Below are 23,837 nucleotides of genomic sequence, written 5' to 3'. Positions count from 1 at the left end.
CTGATATGCGCGCTCTCAAGATTGCAGCCACGGGCATGAGTGCTCAGCAGATGCGGGTGGAAACCATCTCGCAAAACCTCGCGAACATGAGCACCACCGGCTACAACGCCCGCCGCGCCGAATTTGCCGACCTGCATTATCAACAGGCCTCGCGCCCCGGCACGATCAACTCTGCCGATGGCACCGTCCTGCCCACCGGCGTACAGCTTGGCCTCGGCGTGCGGCCCTCTTCGGTGACCATGGAAATGGCGCAAGGTACCTTGTCGCAAACCGGCGGCGATCTCGATCTTGCAATCGAAGGGCTCGGATTTCTCGAAGTGACCCTGCCCTCCGGCCAGTCGGCCTATACCCGTGACGGCGGCCTGAAACGCAGCGCCGATGGCCAGATCGTCACTTCCGACGGCTATCCCGTCGCCCCGGACATCACCATTCCCGACGATGCCCGTTCGGTCTCGATCAGCGGCGATGGCGAGGTCTATGCCTATTTCAACGATCAGGTCGAACCGCAGCTCCTGGGCCAGTTCACCCTGGCCAATTTCACCAACCCGAAAGGGCTCGAGGCGATTGGTTCCAACCTGTTCCTCGAGACCGAAGCCTCCGGTCCCTCGACCGTCTCCACCCCCGGCGTCGATGGTCTCGGCACGGTGCGTCAGGGCTATCTCGAGGAAAGCTCCGTCGATGCGGTCCGCGAGATCACGGAGCTGATCCAGGCCCAGCGCGGCTATGAAATGAACGCCAAAGTCATCACGGCGGCGGACCAGATGCTCTCGGCCACGACACAAATCAGATGATCAAGCACCTTCTCATAAGCTGTGCCATCGTGCTCATGGCGCAACCGGCCCTGGCGGAGACCGTGGTGGCCGCCCGGACGATTCGCGCCCAGACCGTGCTCACAGCCGGCGATCTCAGCACCATCGAGGAGGACCTCCCCGGTACGCTGTCATCGATCGAGGAGGCAATCGGCCAGGAAGCGCGCGTCATGCTCTATTCCGGTCGCCCGGTTTCGATCAACGATATCGGTCCTGCCGCCATCATCGAACGCAATCAGATCGTACCGCTGATCTACAGCCACGGCGGGCTGAGGATTGCGGCCGATGGCCGTGCGCTCGACCGCGCCAGCGTCGGCGATGTCGTTCGGGTCATGAACCTCTCTTCCAAAACAACGGTGTCCGGCGTCGTCGCCGCGGACGGAACCATTCATGTCGGCGGTCTCGCCACTCATTAATCAGGATTGACCATGCGTATTCATCTCCTTTTCCCCGGCCTCATCGCCCTGACCGCCATGTCGGCCTGCACCGATCTCAAAGAGGTCGGACGCCTGCCGGAGTTCACGCCGATCACCAGCTCGTCGGAAACCACCGCGATGGAGAATCCGTCATTGCCGGTGCAATCGGATGTCCGCAGCCCGGCGGACGGGGCTTCGCTCTGGACCTCGTCACGGCAATCGCTTCTGGGCGACCGCCGCGCGGTTGAGCGGGGCGACATCCTGACCGTGGTGATCGAGATCGATGACAGCGCGGAAATGTCGAACACCTCGGCCCGCGGCCGCTCCGGCTCCGAGAGCATGGGCATCCCGTCCCTGCTCGGCATCCCGCAGCAGCTCAACAAGGCCCTGCCGGACGGGGCGACGATGGACTCGGCGGTGTCGACGAATTCCTCGTCCTCCTCGTCCGGCAATGGCAGCGTGAAGCGCAATGAGAAGCTGCAACTCATGGTCGCCGCGACCATCGTTGACGTGCTGCCCAACGGGGTGCTGCATATTCAGGGCTCGCAGGAGGTCCGCGTGAATTACGAGATTCGCGAGCTTCTGGTCGAGGGCTATGTCCGCCCCGAAGACATCTCGCGCCAGAATGAAATCACTTATGACAAGATCGCCTCGGCGCGGATTTCCTACGGCGGGCGCGGGCAGATCACCCAGGTGCAACAGCCCCGCTACGGTCAGCAGATCGCCGATATCGTTCTGCCATTCTGATAGGAGGCTCTCGTGATCAAGAAACTTCTCCCGATCCTGCTGGCCGTTGTCGGTCTCGGCGCCGGCGTCGGCGGCGGGCTGATGCTACGCCCCGCCCCAGAAGTCGTCTCCATCGATCCCTGCGGCGACACCGGCACGGCGGAGACCGGCGATGCCCATGTGATCGCCACGGCCGATGCGCATGGCGAGGACGGACATGGCGAGGGCGCCCCCGCCGCCTCGGCCTATGAATATGTCAAACTCAACAACCAGTTCGTGATCCCCGATCTGGAAGGCGGTCGGGTGATCTCGATGATCGTGCTCTCCCTGAGTCTCGAGGCCAAGACCGGCAGCCGTGAGAACATCTATGCCCGGGAACCGAAGCTGCGCGACGCCTTCCTGCAGGTTCTGTTCGATCACGCCAACACCGGTGGTTTCAAAGGCGCCTTTACCGACAGCAGCACGATGAACTCGCTGCGTCAGGCCCTTCTGGAAGTGGCGCAGAAGATCCTCGGCCCGGAGATCAACGATGTGCTGGTGATCGATATCGTGCGGCAGGACATCGGTTAAAGTCTTCACAGATCCACAACCGAGAAAAGCGAACGGCCCTTGGCAGCGAAGACCTGCCAAGGGCGTTTTACATTCTGCTGCAGCGCCGTTTCCAGCCCGGAGCGTGATGCACCTGTGGTGTCACCAGCGCTCTAGTGATCGCGTTCGGCCAGGCGGCTCAGCGCATCTTTTTTACCGAATGCCTTGCGGGTCAGTTCCAGTTGCGCCTCGCGCCGTTCCGCGACCCGCGCCAAATCGCGCAGCGCCTGACGTTTTTCCTGGTCCGCCCATTTGTCCCAGGCCCGATCGACCCCCATCAGGCTCGCCATGTCAAAACCGTCGGCTGCGCTCAACGCCGCCGCACGTTCGGCACGGGCCTCTTCGATCTGTCGCAAGCGGGCACGCGGGCCTTCTTCCTCGCGTTTGATGTCCGCGAGCTTCGCCAATTCGGAATTCAGGGCGAGCTCCGCCACCTCCTGCAACCGTTTGAGCTGTGCAAACCTCTTCGTCATGCTCACTTCCCGAACTGCTGTTTCATCTTGCTGCGCATCTGCTCGGCAAAGCGGATGGAGGCCGCAACCGCACGATAATGTTCAGGCAAGACCTCCTCGCCGATCTCGATCGCGGCATAGAGCGCCCGCGCCGTCGGCGGATCGCGATGAATCGGCACGTTGTTTTCATTCGCCACTTCGCGGATACGCGCAGCAATCTCATCGACCCCCTTGGCAACACAGATCGGTGCCCCGCCATTCATACGGTCCCATTTCAGCGCGACCGCGTAATGGGTCGGGTTGACGATGACGACATCCGCCTCTTTCACGTCGTTGAGCATCTGGTTCATGACGATGTCGTAGCCCTTCTGGCGACGCTTGTGTTTGAAATGCGGATCGCCTTCCTGCTCCTTGGATTCATCCACCATTTCCTTGCGCGACATCCGGTGCTTGCGCATGTGCTCATTGTATTGGAACAGGTAGTCCACCCCACCGATCACCAGAGAGATCATCAACACGATGACCATGAACCCGACCGTGAGCTTGACGAGTGTCGCCGCAACGATCCCCGGGCTCAGCGACATGGTCGACATGATCATCGGCAATTTGGTGTAAAGATAAACGCCAAGAACGATGGAATAGATCGACAGTTTGAAAAAGCTCTTGCCGAATTCAAACAGGCCGGATCGACCGAACTTGTTCTTGGCATTGGAGATCGGCGAGATTTTCGACAGTTTCGGCTCGAGCTTGCTCGGCGCGAAGACCAGAGAACGCGTCGCGAAGATCACCAGCAGCGCCAGCAGCGCGGGGATCATGAACCAGGGCAAAAGCCCGCCACCGATCGCCTGCATCACCCCCATGGTCCAGGGCCGACCGGAGCCCTCGAACCAGGCCTCGGCATTCAGATCGGCATTGGCCAACAGGGACTGAAGCGCGGTGGCCATCCTTTGCAGACTGGCCGCGCCAAGCGCCGTCGCCGTCGCGATGAATCCGAAATAGGCCGCCGCCGTGGTCAGATCGTTCGATCGCGGAATTTCGCCCTTCTTGCGGGCATCATCGAGCCGTTTCTGTGATGGCTCATATTGCTTGTCATCGTCGTCGTCACCCTCGGCCATCACGGACCTCCGAACGGATCGAGCAACAGCTTGGCGAAACCGGCGCGCCAAAGTTCAAGCAACAGTGGGGTGGCGGCGAACATCAACAACAGCCCGCCCATGGTGATCGCCGGCGCGCCGACGAAGGCGACCATGAGCGACGGCATGGCGCGGTTGATCACGCCAAGCGCGACGTTATAGATCAGCGAGGCGATGACAAAGGGTGCGGCCAGGCTGAAGGACAGCGCAAAGGCCTTTGAAATATGATCGACGCCCCAGACCATCGCGTCCTGCGGCGGGATGAACACCCCGGCCGGGAAATAGCTGTAGGACAGGATGATCAGCTCGGCAATCCGCACATGCAGCCCCATCATCACCGCCAGCGCGAGACCGGAGACGAAGAACACATGACCGATGGCCGGCTGCGCCTCGACCGATCCGCCGCCGAAAATCTGCGACAGCGATGTGGATTGCGCCACCATGGACCCGGCAATCTGCAACACCATGATGAAGAGACGCAGGACAAGCCCGAGCATCAGCCCGGCGAGCACCTCGGTGAGCAGCCCGCGTGCAATCCCGGAAAAATCCGTCGCCAGCCCGTCGAGCTGCGGTGCGACCGCCGGGAAGACGACCACGGTAAAACACAGCGCCAGCACAAGCCGTACACGTTGAGGGATGGATTGTTCGCCGAAAGCCGGCACCACGGCCATCATCGCGCCGACCCTGAGAAAGACGAGAAACGCGACCGCGAAGCCGCGTTGGCTCATCCCCATCAACTCGGCGAGCCCCTCGGTCATGCCGTCACCAGCCCGACCAGAGAGGGTTTGCCGTCGGTTCCGATTTCCTCGAAGGAATAGACCGGGTTTTGAATACCCTGGGCCGAGAGCACGGTGCGCAGGAAACGCCGTCGCCGGGTCGAGGTGACGATCCCCGGATAGATGCCGCTTTCGCCGGCCTTGGCGATCTTGTCCGCCATGGTCTTGGCAAGCTTGTTGAATTGATCCGGCGGCAGGGCGATATCGGAATTTCCGCGTTCTCCGTCGACCTGATAGGTGGTGAACCGCTCTTCCCATTCCGGCGACAGTTGCAGAAGCGGCAGCGTGCCATCCTCGCGTTTGATCTCCGAAATCAGCTGGAATCCCAACCGCTGACGCACATGTTCGCAAATCGACTCGGCCGTGGCATGGGCCCCGCGCGCTTCCGAAATGGATTCGAGGATCAGCGACATATTGCGGATCGAAACACGCTCTTCGAGCAAGAGGCGCAACACGGAAAGCAGCAGATCCAAGGGCACGCGATCCGGGATCAGCTCGTTCAACAGTTTCTGGTTGGCTTCCGCGCGGGCCTTGTCGGTGAGATTGGTCATCTCGTCGAGCAGCCGGCGCAGGGATTTCATGGTCAGAAGCCGCGGGAAGTTACGCTTGATCACTTCGAGCAAATGGGTGGCCAGCACTTCGGTGGCGCCGACCACCGTGCATCCCATCAGCGCCGCATCCTCTTTCTGGGAGGGATCGATCCAGCGCGCCGGGGCGCCATAGACCGGTTCGGACACGTCCTCGCCCAGCGGCAGGCCCGAGGTGTCGCCCGAGACGAGCGCCAGCACCTTGTCCTGACGCAACCGGTCGCGGGCCTGTTCCACGCCCTGGATGCGCACCACATAGGTGCCGGGCAACAGGCTCGGATCGTCGGTCAGGCGAATCTCCGGCAGGATGATGCCAAAGACCGAGGCCACGTGATTGCGCATATTGATGATGCGCGCGTCCAGGCCGGTCTGTTGGTCGAGCACCATAGAGACGAGATCGGGGGCAAACTCCACATGGATATCGTCGAGATCGAGAATATCCCCCATGGATTCCTTTTCCTCGGCAACAGCGGGTTTTGCGGCCTCTATCTTGGCCTGTTGCTGTTCTTCCTCCTGCATTTTCTTGCTGACGAAATAGGCGGCCGTGGCCAGCCCGATCGCACCGCCGATAAAGGGCAGGAAGGGAAGCCCGGGCACGAAGGCGAACAGCGCCATCAGGACGGACACGGTGTAGAGCGCCGGCGGGTATTTCCCGAGCTGGCGGAACAGTGCCAGATCCGCAGAGCCACTGGTGCCGCCCTTGGCCAGAAGCAAGGCGGCGGCAATCGAGATGATCACAGAGGGGATCTGGCTGACCAGCCCGTCGCCGACAGTCAGGATCGAATAGGTCTCGAAGGCCTTGCCCAGCGGCATGCCATGGACGGCGATGCCGATCACCAGCCCCATGACGATGTTGAGCATGGTAATGAGAAGGCCCGCGACCGCGTCGCCTTTGACGAATTTCGAGGCACCGTCGAGCGAGCCGAAGAAGGTGGTCTCGGCCAGTTCCATTTCCCGGCGGGCCTTGGCCTGTTCATGGGTGATCGCGCCGGCGGAGAGGTCCGCGTCGATGGCAAGCTGGCGACCCGGCATCCCGTCCAAGGCAAAGCGCGCGCCGACTTCGGCCATGCGCCCGGCACCCTTGGTGATCACCATGAAGTTCACGATCAGAAGCACGGTGAAGACCACGACGCCCAGGAGCACCGAGCCGCTCATCACGAAATTGGCGAAGCCTTCGATCACGTGACCCGCCGCCGCCGTGCCCGTATGCCCCTGGCCGATGATCAGCTTGGTCGAGGATACGTTGAGCGAGAGGCGCAGCATGAGGCTCGCCAGAAGGATGGTCGGAAAAGCCGAGAAATCCAAAGGCCGCTCGATGAACAGCGTCACCGTGAAGATCAGGATGGCGAGGGCAAAACTGGTGGCAAGACCCAGATCGAGAATCCATGACGGCACCGGAAGCACCATCATGACAATCACCACCATCAGCGCCAGCGCCAGCATGATCGTCGGTTTGAAAATATCGGAAATGTTGAATTTCATCGCAGCTGCACCTGGTCATGATGCACCCCGGTCATAGGGGCGATGACGCTTTCGCGGCGGGACGGATCACAGCCTTCCGACCGATCCGAAAAAAATCCGCGCTCCAATCCCAATGGGATGAGACAGCGGATCAACATCATGGAATCACTTCGCATTTCCATCACCCGTCGCAATTCTTGCTCCTATGGAGTCCAGAATACGACGGGCGTGGTTTACAAAGTGTATACAGGTCCTTGAGGAAACGTAAATTTAGTTAAGCACCGCTTCCAGCGCATCGCGCATCTCGCGGCTGTTCGACAGGAGATCTTCGACGCTCGACAGGCTCGGAACGCCATTCTCATCGGTCTGCGGCGCCGCTGTGTCCTTGGTCACCACATCGGCCAGACCGGCGAGGCTCGGCTCGGTGGAGCGTTCCAGGCGGCCCCAGTCCTCGGCAACCAGAGACAGGGCATCGCTTTGCGCATCGGCGGAAAGCCCGTCGAGCGCCTCCACCGCCTTTTTCGGATCGTCGAGCTGGAAATAGGCCTTCGACATCAGCCGTTTCGCATCATCAGATGTGACCTGACCGGCGTAACGGATGGCCGCCTCCATTTCCCCTTCGCCGTAGAAGGCACGCGCCAGGGTCATCTTGGCAGCCGCGTCATCCTGATCGGAATATCTGGACATGAGCGACAGGGCGGCATCAAAGAATCCCATGTCGACAAGCCGTTCCGCAACCTTCAGACGCGCGTCATCGGTGATCGCGGCATGGGAAATCTCATCGAGATGCCCCAGCGCCAGTTTCGAAAAGGTCGGATCATCCGCATCGCCGGCCAGCACTTCCAGAGATTGCGACAGAAGCGCAGAAACATCGCCGGCATCCCCGATCTCATCGGCGCGCAGCGACAGAACCTGACGCAGTGCCATATCCACATCGCCGGAATAGATCCGGGCGACGATGGCGGCCTTGCGCAATGTCGCCTCATAATCGCTGCCACGGAATTCGACCGACATGGCTTCGGCATTCTCGGCCGTCCTGCGATCGATGGGACCGCCTTCCGCCGCCTGGGTCGCGATCAGTTTGACCAGCGCTTCAGGCGCTTTGGGGCCGTTTTCCCCGACGATGAGCTCGAGCTGGCCCACCCCGCTCGGCACATCACCGTCCGCGAGTTTGAGCTCCGCATCCAGAAGGGCGAATGCATCCCCGTGGTCACCTTCGACCCGGGCGATGGCACTTTGGATATTCTTGGCGCTGTCTTCGTCACCGATCGCCAGAAAACGCTCCGACAGTTTCGGGCCGAGGAACCGGCGCAGATGAATGGGAAGGGCGGAGAAGGTCCCCAGGACACTGTCCATATTATACTCTTCCCAGTCGTTCAGCTTTTCCTTGGCCATCACCGACCAGAAGGCCACGGCGCCATCACAGCGGAACTGATTGGCCAGGCGACCCGGCTTCTCGGCATAGCCCTTGTCCATGATGTCGGCGAGTGTCCAAAGAATGTCATGACCTTCGACCGTCACGCCGAAATCCTTCAGAACGGATTTCGCTTCGGCCCCGAAGGTCAGGTAGATGTAGTAACGGGCAAGTTGCTTGACCCCGTCCGGGTTCGGCAGGTCGAACTCACCGATCGTCGCCGCGCGCAGGGCGGGCAACTCCAAACCGTCTTCCAGAGCCCCGCCCCAAGCGGCAACATCGATCATCCCGCTGCTCAGGCATTGGGTGCCGCGATCATCGACCCGGCTCTCTTCATCGCGATTCTTCTGTTCCCGATCGATCGAGGATTGGATGCGAATATGGCTTCGGTCCTCTGCGGAGAGCGGCTCTTCCACCGCCGCTTGCTGCGCCGCGGCTGCTGCACCTGCCTCCTGTTCAGACTGATAGGCCTGTGTCTCTTCAACGGCCTGCTCCGTCTTGGTGATATCCGCATCCAGAAGACCCTGAGACACGGCACGACCGATTTGTTCGAGAAGCTGTTTCTGCAACTCCTCGACATGTTCGGACCGCTGTACCAATTCCTCGTCCAGCGCGGCATTGCCAACCGAAATCGGAGCCGTCTCCGCACCGCCATTCGGCATGCTCCCGGGCATAATGATCGGGAACTCGACCCGGTCGAGCGGGTCCAGCCCCTCGCGCACCACTGTACCAACATGCTCTTGTCCTGCGCCGGACATCAGCACGTCGCTGCCAGGGTCCTCGGTGGTTGCACTCGGCATGACCTCTTCCGTCACCGGATCGGGTGCCGTGACCGTCTGTGGCGCCATGTCGGCAACGACAGTCTCCTGCCCGGCCTCCGGGTCGACCGGCCTGGCCAGCGGCGTCCTCATCACGGGCGTCGGAGCATTCCGCGCCGTCGCATCCAGGATCTTTTCAAAGGCCGCATTCGCCTGCGGTTGCCCATCCTTGATATCAATGACGATCCGGCCCGCACGCAGTTCGAACGCGTCGGCATGGACATTTCCCGGAACCGTCACGATCAGTTCCGAAGCGCCCGAGGACAGGGTTTCGACCCGGCTGCGCGGGATTTTGTTGAACACCCCGGTGGTGTTGAAACTCACGTCGGGCGCGTCCACACGCAACGCATAGCTGCCATCAGCGGTGCGACCGAATTGCCAGTCGACTGCCGTCGGGAATTGCATCACCAAACGCGAAAAGTCGACATGTTCTCCGGAGAGAACGTCGACCACTTCCGCGCGCGCTGACGCAAAGGGCGTCAGACTGAGGGCGAGAAGAAGAGTTAAGAGCCTGATCATGCTGCCTCCGACTTGACCTCTTTCAGAGCGTCTTCGAGTTCGGAGAAGCTCGGACGGCAATGGCCCGGCGTGTTCTGGCGACCCACTTCGATACAGATATTCGTCGCATGATTGTGCAGATTGGCGATCAGCACCTCACGGATCAGCTGGTAGAAATGCCCGTCTTCTTCGATCACCGTCTGCATCTTGCCGGCGAAAGGACCAACGATGCCATAGGCGAGGAACACCCCGAGGAAGGTCCCGACAAGGGCACCACCGATCATTTTACCAAGGATCTCGGGTGGCTGGTCGATCGAGGCCATGGTCTTGATCACGCCCAACACGGCGGCCACGATACCGAGTGCCGGCAGACCGTCGCCAATCGCCGCCATCGCATGCGAGCTATGCAGCGCATGATGCAGGTTGGCCTCGAGCCGCTTTTCGAGCACTTCCTCGACCTGATGCGGATCGTCATAGTTCATCGAGGCGGAACGCAGCGTGTCACAGATCAGCGCAACCGCTTCCTTGTCGCTGAGAATCTTCGGATATTTGGTGAAGATCGACGAATTTTCCGGCGCCTCGATATGCTCTTCGAGACCGACGGGGTTCTGACGCGCCAGCCGGATGAGCTCGAACAGAAGGCACAGAAGATCCTTGTAATCCTCCGGCTTCCATTTCGGCCCTTTGAAGACTTTGCCGATGTCCTTGAGCGTATGCTTGATGCCGGACATATCGTTGGAAATCACGAAAGCCCCGGCCGCCGCGCCGCCGATCATCATGAATTCGAAAGGCAGGGACTTAAGGATGATTCCGAGCTTCCCGCCGGCCGCGATATAGCCGCCAAACACCATGATGAAGATCAGTAGAATACCGACGATACCGATCATGTTTTAGTCCTCAATATCTGGCTGCAAACAGCGTCAACCTGCCATGAAAATCTTAAGAAAGTTTGCCACATTAACCATTATTCGGTCGGGGCCTTGGCATTTCTGCCAGCCAGAATGACGGAAATGGTATAGGCTGTTTCAGGCTTCAGACCTGCCATGATCGCCCCTGCCGCATCCGAACGCATCCGGCCGAGGAAGCCGGCGGCGAAATCCGGCGACATCGCCTCGAACAGGGCTGCCGCGTCTTTCGGCTTCATCGATTCGTAGACCGAGGTCAGCTTGGCCAGATCGTCTTCGGCAGCATTTTGCGACCGCGCCATCGTCGATTCGAGCTTCGCTTCGGCCTCTTTCAGCGCGTTCATGTTCGAGAGCACCTCGGCACGCGCCACTTCGATCGCTTTCATCTTTTGCGCGATCAGAAGCTCTTTGTCCTCGACATCGCGCTCGCGCCTCATCAGCGACTCGAGCAGGGCCGCGGTTTCCTCATCGGTTTTGCACAAGGCCGCGGTTGCCACCTGTTCCTGGGGCATATCCCCATGCGACAATTCCGACATTTCACGCGCAATTGCCGCGCCGGTCCCCGAGGCCAGGCGAATGACCGCCGAGGAACCCAGTACAAGCGCGATGATCCAGAGCGCGCCACGCCCGGACCGCAGCTTCCGCTTCACTTTCGGTTTCGATTTGGCTTTCGCCTCTTTGGATTGGGCAGCGGCTTTGGTCATTCTGCGGCCTCCACACGGTTTCTTTTGCTCAGAAACACGGTCTCAGCTTCAAAGGCACGGTCGAGCGCCTCTTCGGCGGCGCGGTCCGCTGTCGCCTGGGCCGCCGCTTGCGCGGAGGCAGAGGGCGCTTTCGGTGCAGACGCTTCCGGCAGATCGTGCATCGATGCGATCAACAACTCCAAACGCCGCGACACGTCTTCGGCACGCTGGGTGAGCTCTTCCAGCTTCACGGCCGAACCGCCCGCGGTTTTCTGAGCCTGGGTCAGGGTCTTGGTCATATCATCCACCTGGACCGACAGGACCGCGATCGCACCGCCGACGCCCTTTTCAAGATCGGTGAAACGGCTCAACCGCCGGGCCAGAACCACACAATAGATGGCCACCGAAATCGTCCCGGCAATCATGAGGATATCTGCAATCATTTCCATGTCCGTCTCCTCAATTGATCACGAATTCCATGATGAGCACGTCTTTCACCCGGCCTTCACCGGCCACAATTTGAAGACGTCTCAATATCTGTGCGCGCAAACGCACCAGAGCGGAGGGATTTTCCAGCTCGGCCACATCGACCGCACGCAGGTACCCGTTCAGAACATCGACCACACGTGGCAGAAGTGTGATGACTTCCTGTTCATATTGCATCGGAACCTCGAGCTGGGCCTGAAACCTCAGGTGGCGCCCGCGCCCGGTCGTATCAATGAGATTGACGATCAAAGGTTCCACGGAGACGAAAGCCACACTGGGCAGCGGCGCCACAGGTTCCTCGGCCATGGTGGCCAGATCCGTCTCCTCATGTACTTCTGCTGGGGCAAACAACATGCCCGAGTAGACAGCGAAAAATCCGCCGCCGCCCAAAACCAACATCAAGACCACCCCGAGGATCAGGGGCAATTTCGACTTCTTCTTTGGTTCTTCTTCCAGCTGTTCTTCTTCAGCCATGGGTCCATCCAGAAAAATTCTTTCCGAATCCCTTTTATCCGCAAGGTAGCTAACCGATTGTTAAGGCTGATCAGACATTTCTAATACGGACGGGGGCAGAAGCCCGCACATCCAAGGAGTGTCGTCTTGCAACAGATCTTTTCGGTTTGGTCTAATCTCGACCCCAAACGCCGCATTATCGTGCTGGGCGCGACTGTCCTTATGTTCGCGGCCATTCTCGGACTGTCGCGTCTGGCGACCAAACCCTCCATGGCCTTGCTTTATTCGGGTTTGGAGAGCGGCCCAGCCGGCGAAGTTGTGCAATCGCTCGAGGCCCAGGGCGTCAACTATGAGATTCGCGGCGGTGCCATTTTCGTTCCCGGCAACCAGCGCGATGAGCTGCGCATGACGCTCGCCTCCGAAGGTCTGCCGGCCAATTCCACCGGCGGGTATGAGCTGCTCGATTCGCTTTCCGGCTTCGGCACCACCTCCCAGATGTTCGATGCAGCCTATTGGCGCGCCAAAGAAGGTGAGATCGCCCGCACCATCGTCTCGTCGCAACAGATCCGTTCCGCCCGTGTGCATATTGCCAACCCGTCTTCACAACCGTTCAAACGTCAGATCGCCGCCTCCGCCTCTGTCACGGTGACCGCGATCAGTGGCCCGATTTCCTCGGAACAGGCCAAGGCATTTCGCTATCTCGTCGCCTCCGCCGTCGCAGGGCTGACCCCCGAAGAGGTGGCCGTGATCGATGGCCGGACCGGTGTCGTCGTGTCGGGAGACGAGGCTGAAACCGGGGCCACCACCAATTCCGACCGGAGCGAAGAGCTGCGCAAGAATGTCGAACGGCTTCTCGAAGCGCGTGTCGGTCCCGGAAAGGCCGTCGTCGAGGTTTCGCTCGAAACCATGACCGATCAGGAATCGATCGTCGAGCGCAAGTTCGATCCCGACAGCCGCGTGGCGATCAGCTCGGAAACGGAATCCCGCACGAACTCCTCACAAGACAGCGGCGGCGGTTCGGTCACCGTCGCCTCGAATCTGCCCAATGGGGCCGGGGCCGGTGGCAGCGATTCGAGCTCGAACAACAGCGAGACCCGCGAACGCTTCAACTATGAGGTCTCCGAGACCCGTCGCGAGATCCAGCGCGGCCCCGGCGCGATCAAACGCCTGACCGTCGCGGTCCTGGTCGATGGCATCACCACCGTGGACCCGACAACCCAGACCGCCAGCTGGGCGCCCCGAAGCCCGGAAGAACTTGACGCGCTGCGCGATCTTGTCGCCTCGGCAATCGGGTACGACGAGGCGCGCGGCGACCAGATCACGCTCAAGACCATGGAATTCCAACCGGTTCCGGTCGAAGGCACCGCGGTGCAAAGCTCTCTGATCTCTGCGATCAACCTCGACCTCATGTCGATCATTCAACTGGCCGTTTTGGCCGTGGTGACGCTGGTTTTGGGTCTTTTCGTGCTGCGCCCGATTCTGTCGAAACCAGCCACCGCCCTGCCCGCCCCGGCGCCTGCTCCACAGGGCGAGGCACAAAACCTGCCTGCCACGATCCCGGTTCCCGATCTGCCGCAATCGTCGCTGCCTGCTCTGAATGGGGAGGTTTCCAATGGCGGCTTTGAACTGCCGACCATGGGGGTGGTCTCCGATTTCGACCTCGGGGATGACGAGATCGGCATCTCCAACGATCCGGTCAAGCGTCTGAAAAAGATGATCGAGGACCGCCAGGATGAAACCGTTGAAATCCTACGCAGCTGGATGGAAGACACGGAGGAAAATGTTTGATGACCGCGCGCTTTTCCCTTGAAGATTTCGGGGCCGCGCCCCGCAAGGATCCGCGGAGCCACCGTCAATCGGCGCCAGTGGGCGCACCGCAAGTGCCCGCAGGTCCGACGCCGGAAGAAATCGAAGCCAATCGCATGGCGGCCTATGAACAGGGCTACAAGGCCGGCTGGGACGACGCCACCCGCGCAGAGGGCGAAGACCAGTCGCGAATCGGCGCGGAGTTTGCCCGCAATCTTCAGGATCTCGGATTCACATTTCACGAGGCGCGCTCTCATATCATGAAAGCGCTTGAGCCGCTTTTGTCGGAAATGGTGACCAAGGTCCTGCCGCAGCTGGTCTCGGACACTCTGGGCCAGACGATCATCGAGGAATTGCTGCCTCTGGCCGAAGAGGTTTCCGACGCGCCGATCCAAATCGTACTCGCGCCGGCCTCGCGCCCAGCAATTCAGCGTCTCATTGACGACTCGTTAACCATACCATTGGAAATTGTCGAAGAACCCAGCCTGGCAGAAGGTCAGGTCTATCTGCGGATGGGCGAGCTGGAGAAAAAGATCGATATGGATGCCGCCGTGGAAAAGATCGGTCAGGCCATCAATGCGGTCTATGCCTTGAATGAGGAGGCCATGAAACATGGTTGAGCATACTGACGACGGCAACGCGAATCCCTTTTCCCAGGTGCCGATCGAAATCACCATCTCGGTGGGCAAGGCCCGTCCTCTGGTCAAGGATCTGCTGAAGCTGCAGAACGACAGCATTCTGCCCCTCGATCGCAATGTCGAGGACCCGGTCGAGCTCTATGTCGGGGACAAGCTCATCGCCCGCGGCGAATTGCAGGAAATGGAAGGTGGACAGGCCGGTCAGCTGGCCGTGCGCCTGACCGAGGTTGCCGATCTCAAAAACGGCTTGTGAGGCGTCATGCGACCTTTCCTTCTGCTCCTCACGGCGGCCCTCCTTGTTCTGGGCCTGAGTGAGGCTGCCCTGGCGCAGGATGTCACCCTGAACCTGGGTGATGACGGTTCTCTCGCCACCCGCTCGGTACAGATCCTGATCCTGGTCACGGTCCTGAGCATCGTGCCCGGCATCGCGGTGACGCTCACCTGTTTCCCGTTCATCGTGACGGTGCTGTCGATCCTGCGACAGGCGATCGGGTTACAGCAATCGCCACCGAACATGTTGATGGTCAGCCTCGCCATGTTCCTCACCTATTTCGTCATGGAACCGGTGTTCATGCAGAGCTGGGACACCGGCGTTCAGCCCTATGTCAACAATGAGGTGACGCTCGAGGAAGCCTTTCCGCTGGTTGTCGACCCTTTCCGTGGCTTCATGGCCAACCGGATCGACCCGGACACGTTTGCCGAACTTCAGGATCTGCGAACCGATTTCGCCGATGTCCAGGGCGTGACCCGCGATGCACCGCTGTCGCTGCTCATTCCCTCCTTCCTGTTGTCGGAAGTGGCCCGGGCGTTTCAGATCGGCTTCCTGATCTTCCTGCCCTTCCTGATCATCGATCTGGTGGTCTCGGCGATCCTGATGTCGATGGGGATGATGATGGTGCCGCCGGCGATCGTCTCTCTGCCCTTCAAACTGGCGTTTTTCGTGGTCGCGGATGGCTGGGCCCTGATTTCGAGCGCGCTCGTGCGAAGTTACTTCTGAATTTTCAACTCTCTCCAGATCGAACAGGCACAGATCGATGAACCGCAGGGGGCCTTCCCTGCGGTTTTCCTTTGCGTATACATCGCACTCGACCTCCCTCTGAGAGCTCCCAGATCAGGCGCAGCCGATCGGTTCAGCGCTTCAGAGCGCTCATCCAGACGATTCTGACGGAGAGATGGACCCCGTCTCAGGGCGGTACCGTTCCACGGCGGTGTCGATCCACCCGGCAAGACACGTCCCGGAGGCAGCCGCCAAGCTCGCAAAGCCATATGCGCGGCGTGGCCAAGACAGATGCCACCTTCCCTGCCCCCTCCACAGAAGGCGGCAAAAGAAAAGGCACGCTGGGGTCCCCCAACGTGCCTCTCAGAATCTTGCCTGATTTATCTTGCCTGACTTCGTGCGCTTTGCGCTTCGGTGGCCCCTGAACGGAAGGCCCCCTTTCGCGATCAGCGCACCAGGAACTCCGCATGCAGCGCACCGGCGGCCTTGATGCTTTTGAGAATGTCGATCATGTCGCGCGGCGCGACACCCAGCGCGTTGAGCCCGGCGATCACCTCGGAGAGCGAGGTCCCCTCCTGAATCTCGGCCAGCCCGATCCCCGGCTCTTCCTGAATCGAGGCGCGGGTCCGCGGGACGACCACCGTGCCACCATCCGAGAAGGGATTGGGTTGCACCACCAGCGGCTCTTCCTCGATCCTGAGCGTCAGATTGCCCTGACTGACCGCGACATTGGAAATCCGGACATCCTGCCCCATCACGATTGTGCCGGAACGTTGATCCACCACCACGCGGGCCTTGATCTCGGGCTGGACCGAGATGTTTTCAACCCGGCCCAGCGCGTGGGCTGGCGACAGTTCTTTCGTTGCCTTGACGTCGAGAATGACCGTGCCGGCATCGAGCATGCGCGACACCACCCGACCGAAATCGGCATTGATCGCATTTTCGATCCGTTCGGCGGTGGTGAAATCCGGGTTCCGGAGGGCGAGCCGGACGGATTTCAGCTTGGTGAAATCGAAATCGATCTCGCGTTCGACGCGCGCGCCCGAGGGGATCACCCCGGCGGTCGGCACCCCTTGCACCACCGAGGCGCCATTGCCCTGGGCCGAGGCGCCACCGGCGATCACCGTGCCCTGGGCCACCGCATAGATTTCGCCATCGGGCGCATTCAGCGGCGTCATCACCAGCGTGCCGCCCAAGAGGCTCTTGGCATCGCCAATAGCCGACACGGTCACGTCGATCTGGCCGCCTGCGCGCGAGAACGGCGGCAGGGTCGCGGTCACGAAGACGGCGGCCACGTTCTTCGGCCGGAATTGCTCGCCGGTCACGTTCACGCCGAGGCGTTCGAGAATGTTGGACATGATTTCTTCGGTGAACGGTGCATTCCGCAAACCGTCCCCCGTGCCATTCAGACCGACCACGAGGCCGTAGCCCACGAGATCGTTGCCGCGCACCCCGTCGAATTCCACCAAATCTTTGATTCGAATGGGATTCGCCGAGGCTGCACCGGTCAGGCAAATTGCGAGGAGTAGAGCGATGAAAGTTCTGATCATCTAATGTAATCCGCAAGGCTGAGTTGCGACATACGCGCTGTGAGCGTGTAAATCAGTTGGAGTTGGGTTTCGGTTTGCTGCAGCAACGAGGCGGCCTCGTAGGGATCTGCTGCGACAATTTCGGATTTCGCCGTTTCATAAGAAAAGGTCATGGTGCTGTTGCCGACCTTCGCCTCTTCAATGCGGGATTCGATGCTGCCCACTTGCGATTGCAGGTCGGCGACGCCGGCGCGCGCGCCCATCAGGGCTTCGCCCGAATTGTGCAGGACCTGCGCCCGCGCGGTCACATCATCGCTGAAAAGACCCTCGTCAACCAGGGACGCCATGGCCAGCCCTTTGAGGGTCTTGCGCAGAACGTCATCGTCGCCGGTGAGCTTGACCTGCACCGAATCCTGATCCCCGAGGCTGAAGGCAGACAGGGGCGTATCCGAGCCACGATACCCGACGGTTTCAAACCCGCCACCGGCGGACATGAACCAGTCATCCACCACCGCCTCGACATCGGCCACGCTGGACGCACCGGCAGCGACCAGGGCCGTCTGCAATTCGGTGATCATCTCATCTGAGGACATCAGCGATGTCTTGCCCGTCGCGGCCCCGCTGAACAGGGAACGATCCCCGATCCGGGTATTGAGCGTCGCAACGACGGAGTCGAAACGGGTATGCGCATCGGTGGCGGCCACCGAGAGGCTCGTCGCGTCCCCGCGGTCCGCCGCGACGACAAGATCGGTCGAGGCCTCTTCGACATGGCCCGACACGGTCTCCAGAGCGGACTGCATCGAAGTTGCAAAAAGCCCCGCCTCACGGATGCTGAGATCGTAGGATTCCAGCGTGCGCAGAGATCTTTCGATCGACGCCAAGGGTGAAAAGTCACCGGAAACCGCGGCGGCCAGATCGTATTTCTGTCCACTGGCCACCTCATAGGTGTATTGATCGAGATTCTGTTTGACCTGCGTCGTCATCCGCATGTTGCGGGTGGCCGCTGCCATATCTCCGAAGAAAATTGAAGTCATTTTAGATCCCCATCAACTGATCCATGAGAGTCTGGATCGTTTGAATCACCTTGGCATTCGCGGCATAGCTTTGCTCGATGATCAGCAGTTGTTGCATCTCGTAATCGGTATCGACGCCATGGGCCTGTTCGATCCCCACAAGGGTCTCCTGCTGCGCGGACACATAGCTGAGATTCGCCTCCGCATTGAGCTGACTGGTCTGCGCGAGCGAATAGACTTCTGACGCAAAGCCGAGCGCCGAACGCTCGACCGAGGTCATGCCACCGGACGCGGCGACCCGTGTCGCCTGCAGCGCTTCGGTCAGAGAATTGAGAATCGTGGCGTCGCCCTGATCCCCCTCCACAGTCGCGCCGAGACCATCGCGCAATTTCCACAGGTCGCCGCCCTGGGACGGGTCGACGAGCGTGTTGACGGAAATACGACCGGCCAGTGACGCCTCATTCGCAGGATCGAAAGCGGCACCGCCGTCGGCGAAGAGGCCCGCCGCACCGGCCGGAAGGGTCGGGTCAGCATCGGTGGTCTGGAAACGTTCGATGAGATCACGGGCCAGAGCATCCAGTTCGACCTGTGCCTGTGGTGCCAGCTCATCGCGGACCTCGAACAGCCCGGCGAGTTCGCCACCGGCGATCTGACCGCGTTCCGCGTCGGTCGTCACCGGATGGCCATTGATCGAGAGCCCGGACAATGCGCCGCTCTCGACGGTCATGTCCGGGGTAATGGTCGGCGTCCGGTTGAATTCCAGCGTCGCCGCCTTGGAATCCACCAAGAACACGCCGCCGGAGGTATAGAGCGAGATCATCCCGTTTTTTTGCGGGACCTCGTTGATCGGAACGAGCTTCGCAATATTGTCGACAAGAACCTGACGCTGGTCTTTCAACGCATTGGCATCATAGCCTTGGGTGACCTGCGCCTGAATGGCGACGTTCAGATCCACAACCTGTTGCAGAGACTTGTTCAGATAATCGACCGTCGTCGCAATCTCGGCATCGGCGGCCATGCGCGTGTCCGAAATCTTGTCGGAAGCGGAATTGATCCGCTCGCTCAGGTTCTGCGCAGAGGTCAGGACCGAACTCAACCGCGCATCGGAATCGGGACGGCTCGCCGCCTCGATCAACGCGGTTTCCAAGCCGGTGATCTGCCCCGCAATCGAGGAGGCCTCATCGGCTTGCCCCATGGCCGAGGCATAGGTGTCGTAGAAATCTGCGCGCGTATTTTCGAGCGCCACCCCGGCATCTGCGTCGCGGCGTTCTCCGGTCGTCACCGGGTCGTAGTAGCGGGTCGTACCGACAACAGATACACCTGAGCCGGTCCGTCCCAATTGTTGCGATGTCAATTCGATATCGCGCCGTCCATAGCCTTCGGTCATAGCATTGGCGACATTGGACGACACGACGTCGGCCGCGCGAGAGACGGCATTCAACCCCGTCAACGCGTTCGCCAGAGCATTCGAGATACTCATAGTCTATTCTCCTGCCCCCAAGGCCATTCTAGCCGTTACCGTTTGATATTCGTGGTCTCCTGAAGCATTTCATCGACCGTCTGGATGACCTTCGCGTTCGACGAATAGGCCCGCTGTGTCTGGATGAGGTCTGTCAATTCCGCAGCCACATCCGTTGCCGAGCCTTCACGAGCAAACCCTTCGACCGTGCCGGTCGGACCGTCACCCGCATCCCAGAGGAAGAAGGAACCCGAGTCCGGCGAGACCTGATAGGTCTGGTTGCCCAGAGAGCTCAGACCATTGGCATTCGGTACGTCCACGAGCGGAATCTGATAGATTCGCCGCGTGAAACCGGTGTCATAGGTTGCCGTGATATAGCCACCTTTGTCGATTTCTACCGAGGTAAGGTTACCAACAGGTGAACCGTCCTTGGTGATTGACGTCGGGGCATATTGGTCGGACAGCTGGGTCAGGCCGTTGGTGTCGCCGGGTTTGCCGATCGTCATCTCGATCGGGCCGCCATCCACGGTCAGGGCCAGGGTGCCGGCCGCCGAATCATAGGTCGCACCGACCGGGTTGTTCACCGTCGGCGTCACCGTCGACAAGGTCCCGCCCGCGCCACGGGTATCATCGAACACCAGAACATATTCACCAATGATCGCACCGCCGGAAGCCGTGTCGGTGATCGACATGGTCCAGGTGTTGTCATTGGCCAGATCCGGCGTGAAGGTGATGTCCAGCGCTTCGGAGGTCCCGAGGTTGCCGAAATATTCAACCGAGGCCGGCAATGTGGTGGCTGCGGCGTCGCCTTCCGCCGGCAGGTTCACCCCCAAGTTGATCTTGGTGGTCGGGTCACCTGCCGTCTGGTTGGAATTTATAACGACGGGTTCCAGCCCCGTCATCGTGTCACGCGCGTAAGTGGCGATCGAACCATCTGCCTCGGCAGGCCAACCGAGAAGCACGAGACCGGAAGATGTCTTCAGGATACCATCGGCATCGGTATGGAACGAGCCGGTGGTGGTCATCATCAAGGGTTGATCACCCATGTTGTCGAGAGACACTTCGGTCGTCACCGGGAGAAAACCGCCATCGGCCACGGCGATATCTGTTGCGTTCGATGTCGAGATCAGGGGGCCCTGTTCGCTGATCAAACGCGTTGTCGTCGCACGCACACCACCGGCGGTGTAGGTGCCGGTATTGGCCGAGTTCGAAATCACAAATGATTCGAAGTCGGTCGAAGCACGTTTGTAACCGTAGGTACCAGAGTTTGCGATGTTGTCGGAAATGGTCGCAAGGCGGGTGGAGTTGGCCGCAAGACCAGCCACGCCAGCATTAAGCGAGGAAGAAATAGACATAGGGGTAGCGCCTTTCTGCTGCTGAGACCCGAGGGATCTGGACTCAGCATGCACAAAGAGACTTAACGGCGGCCTAACGCCTAAAATGCTGTCTATTTCTTGATCTGGTTGCGCAACAGGATCACCTCGACGCGGTTGTTCCGCGTGGACATCGGATTGCCGATGGCAGGCTTGCGATCCGCGTACCCCGTCACCCGTTGAATGCGCTTGGCCGGCGTCCCGTTGGTTTCCAGGAGCAACCGCACCCGGTCCGCCCGTTTCGTCGACAGGTCCCAGACCGGATTGTCCGCGACGACCAGGGGCTGTGACCGGACATAGCCATTCACGGCAATATCGTTGCGGACGATCTTGATGACTTCGGCGAGCATCTGCACCAGCAGGTCCAGAACCTCATTCGGCTCGTCCGAACGCGATGAGAACAGGGATTCATCCCCGACATCGTAAAGCTCGATGATCAGACCTTCGTCGGTGACCCGGGTCACGATATGGCGCATCGCCTTGTCCGCCGCCATGCTTTCGCCGCTGAACGCCGTGAGGAGTTCCTGAACTTCGGAGAAGGCCTTGGCCTCGAGCGCCTTTGCCGTATCCTCATCCGTGGAACTGTCGGATTTGGCAGAGCCGCTGTCGCTTGCGGTATGTTCGCTCGACGCCCCCGTGCCGTTTTGCGACAGGGTTTCCTCGGTAAAGACGGAATCGCCACCGAAGGCACCGTCTCCGCCACCGGAAATACGGTTCACCGGAATGGTCGGATTGAAATAATCCGCCAGACCCTTGCGCTGTTTTTCCGTCGTCGCGTTCAACAACCACATCAAGAGAAAGAACGCCATCATCGCGGTCACGAAGTCGGCATAAGCCACCTTCCAGGCACCGCCGTGATGGCCGCCACCCTGAATGACTTTCTTCTTCTTGATGATAATCGGAGCGTTGCCTTTGCCGCTCATACCACCACCTCATTTTTCACCCGAACTCAGGCCTATCAAAGAGGGATGAACGCCAGCTTAACCCCTAAAATTGAGGGCATTCACACGGGCATCACAGGCGCTCGGCACGGAACCGGACAGGAAGACCGAAGCCCCCACGCCAATCCGACCTCCGCAGAAGCGCTTTTCCGCGGCAGGCGGAACGAGACAGGTTGAACGAGACTGGCTGAGCGCAACCCGACCACAGATCTGTCGCTGAGGCCCAAAAGGGGTGGTGAGTTGTCGCACTGTGCGCGCTAACATTCCATAAAAGTAGTCTTATATGATAATTTGAGAAACTTTTTTGCGGAAAGCATGTCTCGTTTGATTTATGGTTAACCAATCTTAATGGTTCGAAACAAGGGCAAATGCTCAAAAGCGTCTCCTCCGCCACAACACGTTTCACGCAGCGCAGCAGCGCTCTGGTGGTCGTCCTGCTTCTGATCGCTCTCCTTGGAGAGACCCATAACCTCCTGTTCTCGCAACGCCCCAATCTCTTCGGCAGCGCCTCCCTGCATCCGATCTCCGCGATCGGCTACGCCAGTTTTGCGGTGTTTCTCTATGCGCAGTATTACACGGTGGGCGCGGCCAATGCCGCGGCGGCAATTTCCAGCGTGATCGTGATCGTCTCGCTGCAGCGCAGTCTCGAATGTATCATGCCGCAATGGCCACAGCTCGTGACCTCGGAAATCTTCACCCGACATGGGTTTGACGTCAGTTTCAACGGGCGCTTTTCGGCCCAGACCGCGCTTGGTCTGCTCGGGCTGCATGGTGCGCTTCTGGCAGAACGGCACAACCAACGGCTCGCCGTGGGGTTTGCACTCTTTGCCCTCGCCGTCGCCACGTTCACAACCTACCAATTCGTGCTACACCTTTTCCTGCTCGATCTGGATCTTTCCTTCTTTTCAATCTCCCTGATGATCCTCAGCGTCATTGGCCTGTCGATGCGCTATTGGAACCTGCCGCCATTTCATCCGCTTTTCGTGAACGGCAAGGTGAGCCTGATCGTGCGCAGCCTGCTCTTGGCTGTACAGATTGCACCCTGGCTGATCGGCCTGCGCCTCTCGTCGATGACCGCACTTTTCCCGGATCAGGTCTACGCGCTGGATATCACTTTCGGCGTCATCGGCATCCTGTTGACCGCCTGTATCCTCACCATTGGCGTGATCCAGTCCCGGCTCCACAAAGAACTCGAATCCGCCGCCTATTTTGACCCGCTCACCGGCGTTCTGAACCGGTTCGGCATCGAGAAATCGATCAAATATTGCCAGGAGCCGATTGGCATCCTGTTTCTCGACCTCGATCACTTCAAGACCGTGAATGACCGCTTCGGCCACACCACCGGCGATCTCGTGCTCAAGGAAATGACCGCGATGCTGCAGAACCGGCTCACTCCGAACGAGCTTTTGGGGCGCTGGGGCGGCGAGGAATTCATCATCCTGACCCAGGCCTCGCAACGCACGGAATTGATGCAGCTGGCGCAAAGCCTCTGTGACGCCATTTCCAATCTGCCGGTGCGCACGCATGCGCCCTTCGAGATTCATATCACCTCGTCCATGGGGGTCTGTGCCTATGATCCTGCGACCGAAAGCTTTTTCAACGTGCTGACGCGGGTCGACAAGGCGCTCTACAAGGCCAAGGAACGCGGGCGCAACCGGGCCGTATGGGCCGGCGGGCCGAGCCTGCCACAGACGCTCTACGATCCGGCAACACCGATCCAGCCCCTGACGCCGGAGATGGATCGTCTGCACTAGGCCCTACAACCATAGCCCGAAACAGGCATCAACCCAGGACATTCCCTCGCCTCTCTTGCCCAGACCGGGGCGAAGGCTTATGGACTTTCTGCATCATCGGACCGCATTCAACAGCCGGATTG

The 23,837-nt window shown here is 60.1% G+C and carries 23 protein-coding genes; 9 read left to right on the top strand and 14 right to left on the bottom strand.

Going from position 1 to position 23,837, the window contains the following annotated elements:
- Window positions 1-5: 5 nt before the first annotated feature.
- Genes flgG through BM151_RS12680 form a run of 4 tightly spaced genes read left to right on the top strand, consistent with a single transcriptional unit; the run spans window position 6 to window position 2,521 of the window.
- A complete protein-coding gene (flgG, locus tag BM151_RS12695; RefSeq protein WP_090061089.1) occupies window positions 6-791 on the top strand; it encodes a flagellar basal-body rod protein FlgG in 786 nt (261 codons plus the stop codon).
- Entirely contained in the window at window positions 788-1,225 is a 438-nt protein-coding gene (gene flgA, locus BM151_RS12690) for a flagellar basal body P-ring formation chaperone FlgA (protein WP_090061088.1), read from the top strand. Before flgG ends, flgA begins: the two co-directional genes overlap by 4 nt.
- A 12-nt stretch (window positions 1,226-1,237) precedes the next feature.
- Window positions 1,238-1,972 carry a flagellar basal body L-ring protein FlgH gene (gene flgH, locus BM151_RS12685; protein ID WP_090061087.1) on the top strand — a complete coding sequence of 245 codons (735 nt, stop codon included), beginning with the start codon at window positions 1,238-1,240 and terminating at the stop codon, window positions 1,970-1,972.
- Window positions 1,973-1,984: 12 nt separating this feature from the next.
- Entirely contained in the window at window positions 1,985-2,521 is a 537-nt protein-coding gene (locus BM151_RS12680; protein WP_090061086.1) for a flagellar basal body-associated FliL family protein, read from the top strand.
- Window positions 2,522-2,652: 131 nt separating this feature from the next.
- On the opposite strand, the gene BM151_RS12675 is transcribed toward BM151_RS12680, so the two are convergent.
- The 9 genes from BM151_RS12675 to BM151_RS12635 form a co-directional block, all read right to left on the bottom strand.
- The gene (locus BM151_RS12675) at window positions 2,653-3,012 is read right to left on the bottom strand and encodes a hypothetical protein (protein ID WP_090061085.1); all 360 of its coding nucleotides are present in this window, start codon (window positions 3,010-3,012) and stop codon (window positions 2,653-2,655) included.
- Window positions 3,013-3,014: 2 nt separating this feature from the next.
- Window positions 3,015-4,106: an EscU/YscU/HrcU family type III secretion system export apparatus switch protein gene (locus BM151_RS12670; RefSeq protein ID WP_090061084.1), complete on the bottom strand. Its 1,092-nt coding sequence runs from the start codon at window positions 4,104-4,106 to the stop codon at window positions 3,015-3,017.
- Complete coding sequence (locus tag BM151_RS12665; RefSeq protein ID WP_090061083.1) at window positions 4,106-4,882, bottom strand: flagellar biosynthetic protein FliR; 777 nt, start codon at window positions 4,880-4,882, stop codon at window positions 4,106-4,108. The genes BM151_RS12670 and BM151_RS12665 overlap by 1 nt, the downstream gene beginning before the upstream one ends.
- Window positions 4,879-6,969: a flagellar biosynthesis protein FlhA gene (flhA, locus tag BM151_RS12660; protein WP_090061082.1), complete on the bottom strand. Its 2,091-nt coding sequence runs from the start codon at window positions 6,967-6,969 to the stop codon at window positions 4,879-4,881. The genes BM151_RS12665 and flhA overlap by 4 nt, the downstream gene beginning before the upstream one ends.
- 249 nt (window positions 6,970-7,218) lie before the next feature.
- The gene (locus BM151_RS12655) at window positions 7,219-9,633 is read right to left on the bottom strand and encodes a tetratricopeptide repeat protein (protein WP_143093096.1); all 2,415 of its coding nucleotides are present in this window, start codon (window positions 9,631-9,633) and stop codon (window positions 7,219-7,221) included.
- A gap of 62 nt (window positions 9,634-9,695) precedes the next feature.
- A complete protein-coding gene (gene motA, locus BM151_RS12650; RefSeq protein ID WP_090061080.1) occupies window positions 9,696-10,565 on the bottom strand; it encodes a flagellar motor stator protein MotA in 870 nt (289 codons plus the stop codon).
- Between the two features lie 77 nt (window positions 10,566-10,642).
- A complete protein-coding gene (locus BM151_RS12645) occupies window positions 10,643-11,287 on the bottom strand; it encodes a MotE family protein (RefSeq protein WP_090061079.1) in 645 nt (214 codons plus the stop codon).
- Complete coding sequence (locus BM151_RS12640; RefSeq protein ID WP_090061078.1) at window positions 11,284-11,715, bottom strand: hypothetical protein; 432 nt, start codon at window positions 11,713-11,715, stop codon at window positions 11,284-11,286. The genes BM151_RS12645 and BM151_RS12640 overlap by 4 nt, the downstream gene beginning before the upstream one ends.
- Window positions 11,716-11,725: 10 nt before the next feature.
- Window positions 11,726-12,226 carry a flagellar basal body-associated FliL family protein gene (locus BM151_RS12635; protein WP_090061077.1) on the bottom strand — a complete coding sequence of 167 codons (501 nt, stop codon included), beginning with the start codon at window positions 12,224-12,226 and terminating at the stop codon, window positions 11,726-11,728.
- A gap of 126 nt (window positions 12,227-12,352) precedes the next feature.
- Between BM151_RS12635 and fliF the strand changes: the two genes are divergently transcribed.
- The 4 genes from fliF to fliP are packed head-to-tail and all read left to right on the top strand — an operon-like array spanning window position 12,353 to window position 15,646.
- A complete protein-coding gene (gene fliF / locus BM151_RS12630; RefSeq protein WP_090061076.1) occupies window positions 12,353-13,993 on the top strand; it encodes a flagellar basal-body MS-ring/collar protein FliF in 1,641 nt (546 codons plus the stop codon).
- The gene (locus BM151_RS12625) at window positions 13,993-14,631 is read left to right on the top strand and encodes a FliH/SctL family protein (protein ID WP_090061075.1); all 639 of its coding nucleotides are present in this window, start codon (window positions 13,993-13,995) and stop codon (window positions 14,629-14,631) included. Before fliF ends, BM151_RS12625 begins: the two co-directional genes overlap by 1 nt.
- A complete protein-coding gene (locus tag BM151_RS12620; protein ID WP_090061074.1) occupies window positions 14,624-14,902 on the top strand; it encodes a FliM/FliN family flagellar motor switch protein in 279 nt (92 codons plus the stop codon). Before BM151_RS12625 ends, BM151_RS12620 begins: the two co-directional genes overlap by 8 nt.
- 6 nt (window positions 14,903-14,908) lie before the next feature.
- Window positions 14,909-15,646 carry a flagellar type III secretion system pore protein FliP gene (gene fliP, locus BM151_RS12615; RefSeq protein WP_090061073.1) on the top strand — a complete coding sequence of 246 codons (738 nt, stop codon included), beginning with the start codon at window positions 14,909-14,911 and terminating at the stop codon, window positions 15,644-15,646.
- Window positions 15,647-16,092: 446 nt separating this feature from the next.
- On the opposite strand, the gene BM151_RS12610 is transcribed toward fliP, so the two are convergent.
- From BM151_RS12610 to BM151_RS12590, 5 genes are all read right to left on the bottom strand, one after another.
- The gene (locus BM151_RS12610) at window positions 16,093-17,196 is read right to left on the bottom strand and encodes a flagellar basal body P-ring protein FlgI (RefSeq protein ID WP_090061072.1); all 1,104 of its coding nucleotides are present in this window, start codon (window positions 17,194-17,196) and stop codon (window positions 16,093-16,095) included.
- On the bottom strand, window positions 17,193-18,209 hold the full coding sequence (locus BM151_RS12605; RefSeq protein ID WP_090061071.1) for a flagellin: 1,017 nt from the start codon (window positions 18,207-18,209) through the stop codon (window positions 17,193-17,195). The genes BM151_RS12610 and BM151_RS12605 overlap by 4 nt, the downstream gene beginning before the upstream one ends.
- A gap of 1 nt (window position 18,210) precedes the next feature.
- The gene (flgK, locus tag BM151_RS12600) at window positions 18,211-19,668 is read right to left on the bottom strand and encodes a flagellar hook-associated protein FlgK (RefSeq protein ID WP_090061070.1); all 1,458 of its coding nucleotides are present in this window, start codon (window positions 19,666-19,668) and stop codon (window positions 18,211-18,213) included.
- A gap of 35 nt (window positions 19,669-19,703) precedes the next feature.
- A complete protein-coding gene (locus BM151_RS12595) occupies window positions 19,704-21,002 on the bottom strand; it encodes a flagellar hook protein FlgE (RefSeq protein ID WP_090061069.1) in 1,299 nt (432 codons plus the stop codon).
- A gap of 92 nt (window positions 21,003-21,094) precedes the next feature.
- Complete coding sequence (locus BM151_RS12590) at window positions 21,095-21,943, bottom strand: OmpA/MotB family protein (RefSeq protein WP_090061068.1); 849 nt, start codon at window positions 21,941-21,943, stop codon at window positions 21,095-21,097.
- A gap of 386 nt (window positions 21,944-22,329) precedes the next feature.
- On the opposite strand from BM151_RS12590, the gene BM151_RS12585 reads away from it, so the two are divergent.
- The gene (locus BM151_RS12585) at window positions 22,330-23,715 is read left to right on the top strand and encodes a GGDEF domain-containing protein (protein WP_090061067.1); all 1,386 of its coding nucleotides are present in this window, start codon (window positions 22,330-22,332) and stop codon (window positions 23,713-23,715) included.
- The last annotated feature ends 122 nt before the right edge of the window (window positions 23,716-23,837 follow it).

The organism is Celeribacter neptunius, from assembly GCF_900113955.1.
In the GTDB taxonomy this organism is placed as follows: Bacteria; Pseudomonadota; Alphaproteobacteria; order Rhodobacterales; family Rhodobacteraceae; genus Celeribacter; species Celeribacter neptunius.
The sequence above is the reverse complement of the archived record's forward strand: the minus strand, read 5'-3'. Positions and strand labels throughout refer to the sequence as shown.

Excerpts from the sequence above, each read along its gene's own strand:
- BM151_RS12595 (WP_090061069.1), bottom strand. The coding sequence starts at position 21,002 with ATGTCTATTTCTTCCTCGCTTAATGCTGGCGTGGCTGGTCTTGCGGCC.
- BM151_RS12675 (WP_090061085.1), bottom strand. The coding sequence starts at position 3,012 with ATGACGAAGAGGTTTGCACAGCTCAAACGGTTGCAGGAGGTGGCGGAG.
- motA (WP_090061080.1), bottom strand. The coding sequence starts at position 10,565 with ATGATCGGTATCGTCGGTATTCTACTGATCTTCATCATGGTGTTTGGC.
- flhA (WP_090061082.1), bottom strand. The coding sequence starts at position 6,969 with ATGAAATTCAACATTTCCGATATTTTCAAACCGACGATCATGCTGGCG.
- BM151_RS12585 (WP_090061067.1), top strand. The coding sequence starts at position 22,330 with ATGCTCAAAAGCGTCTCCTCCGCCACAACACGTTTCACGCAGCGCAGC.
- BM151_RS12645 (WP_090061079.1), bottom strand. The coding sequence starts at position 11,287 with ATGACCAAAGCCGCTGCCCAATCCAAAGAGGCGAAAGCCAAATCGAAA.
- flgG (WP_090061089.1), top strand. The coding sequence starts at position 6 with ATGCGCGCTCTCAAGATTGCAGCCACGGGCATGAGTGCTCAGCAGATG.
- flgH (WP_090061087.1), top strand. The coding sequence starts at position 1,238 with ATGCGTATTCATCTCCTTTTCCCCGGCCTCATCGCCCTGACCGCCATG.
- BM151_RS12605 (WP_090061071.1), bottom strand. The coding sequence starts at position 18,209 with ATGACTTCAATTTTCTTCGGAGATATGGCAGCGGCCACCCGCAACATG.
- BM151_RS12665 (WP_090061083.1), bottom strand. The coding sequence starts at position 4,882 with ATGACCGAGGGGCTCGCCGAGTTGATGGGGATGAGCCAACGCGGCTTC.
- BM151_RS12590 (WP_090061068.1), bottom strand. The coding sequence starts at position 21,943 with ATGAGCGGCAAAGGCAACGCTCCGATTATCATCAAGAAGAAGAAAGTC.
- flgA (WP_090061088.1), top strand. The coding sequence starts at position 788 with ATGATCAAGCACCTTCTCATAAGCTGTGCCATCGTGCTCATGGCGCAA.
- fliP (WP_090061073.1), top strand. The coding sequence starts at position 14,909 with ATGCGACCTTTCCTTCTGCTCCTCACGGCGGCCCTCCTTGTTCTGGGC.
- BM151_RS12635 (WP_090061077.1), bottom strand. The coding sequence starts at position 12,226 with ATGGCTGAAGAAGAACAGCTGGAAGAAGAACCAAAGAAGAAGTCGAAA.
- BM151_RS12670 (WP_090061084.1), bottom strand. The coding sequence starts at position 4,106 with ATGGCCGAGGGTGACGACGACGATGACAAGCAATATGAGCCATCACAG.
- BM151_RS12640 (WP_090061078.1), bottom strand. The coding sequence starts at position 11,715 with ATGGAAATGATTGCAGATATCCTCATGATTGCCGGGACGATTTCGGTG.
- flgK (WP_090061070.1), bottom strand. The coding sequence starts at position 19,668 with ATGAGTATCTCGAATGCTCTGGCGAACGCGTTGACGGGGTTGAATGCC.
- BM151_RS12610 (WP_090061072.1), bottom strand. The coding sequence starts at position 17,196 with ATGATCAGAACTTTCATCGCTCTACTCCTCGCAATTTGCCTGACCGGT.
- BM151_RS12625 (WP_090061075.1), top strand. The coding sequence starts at position 13,993 with ATGACCGCGCGCTTTTCCCTTGAAGATTTCGGGGCCGCGCCCCGCAAG.
- BM151_RS12620 (WP_090061074.1), top strand. The coding sequence starts at position 14,624 with ATGGTTGAGCATACTGACGACGGCAACGCGAATCCCTTTTCCCAGGTG.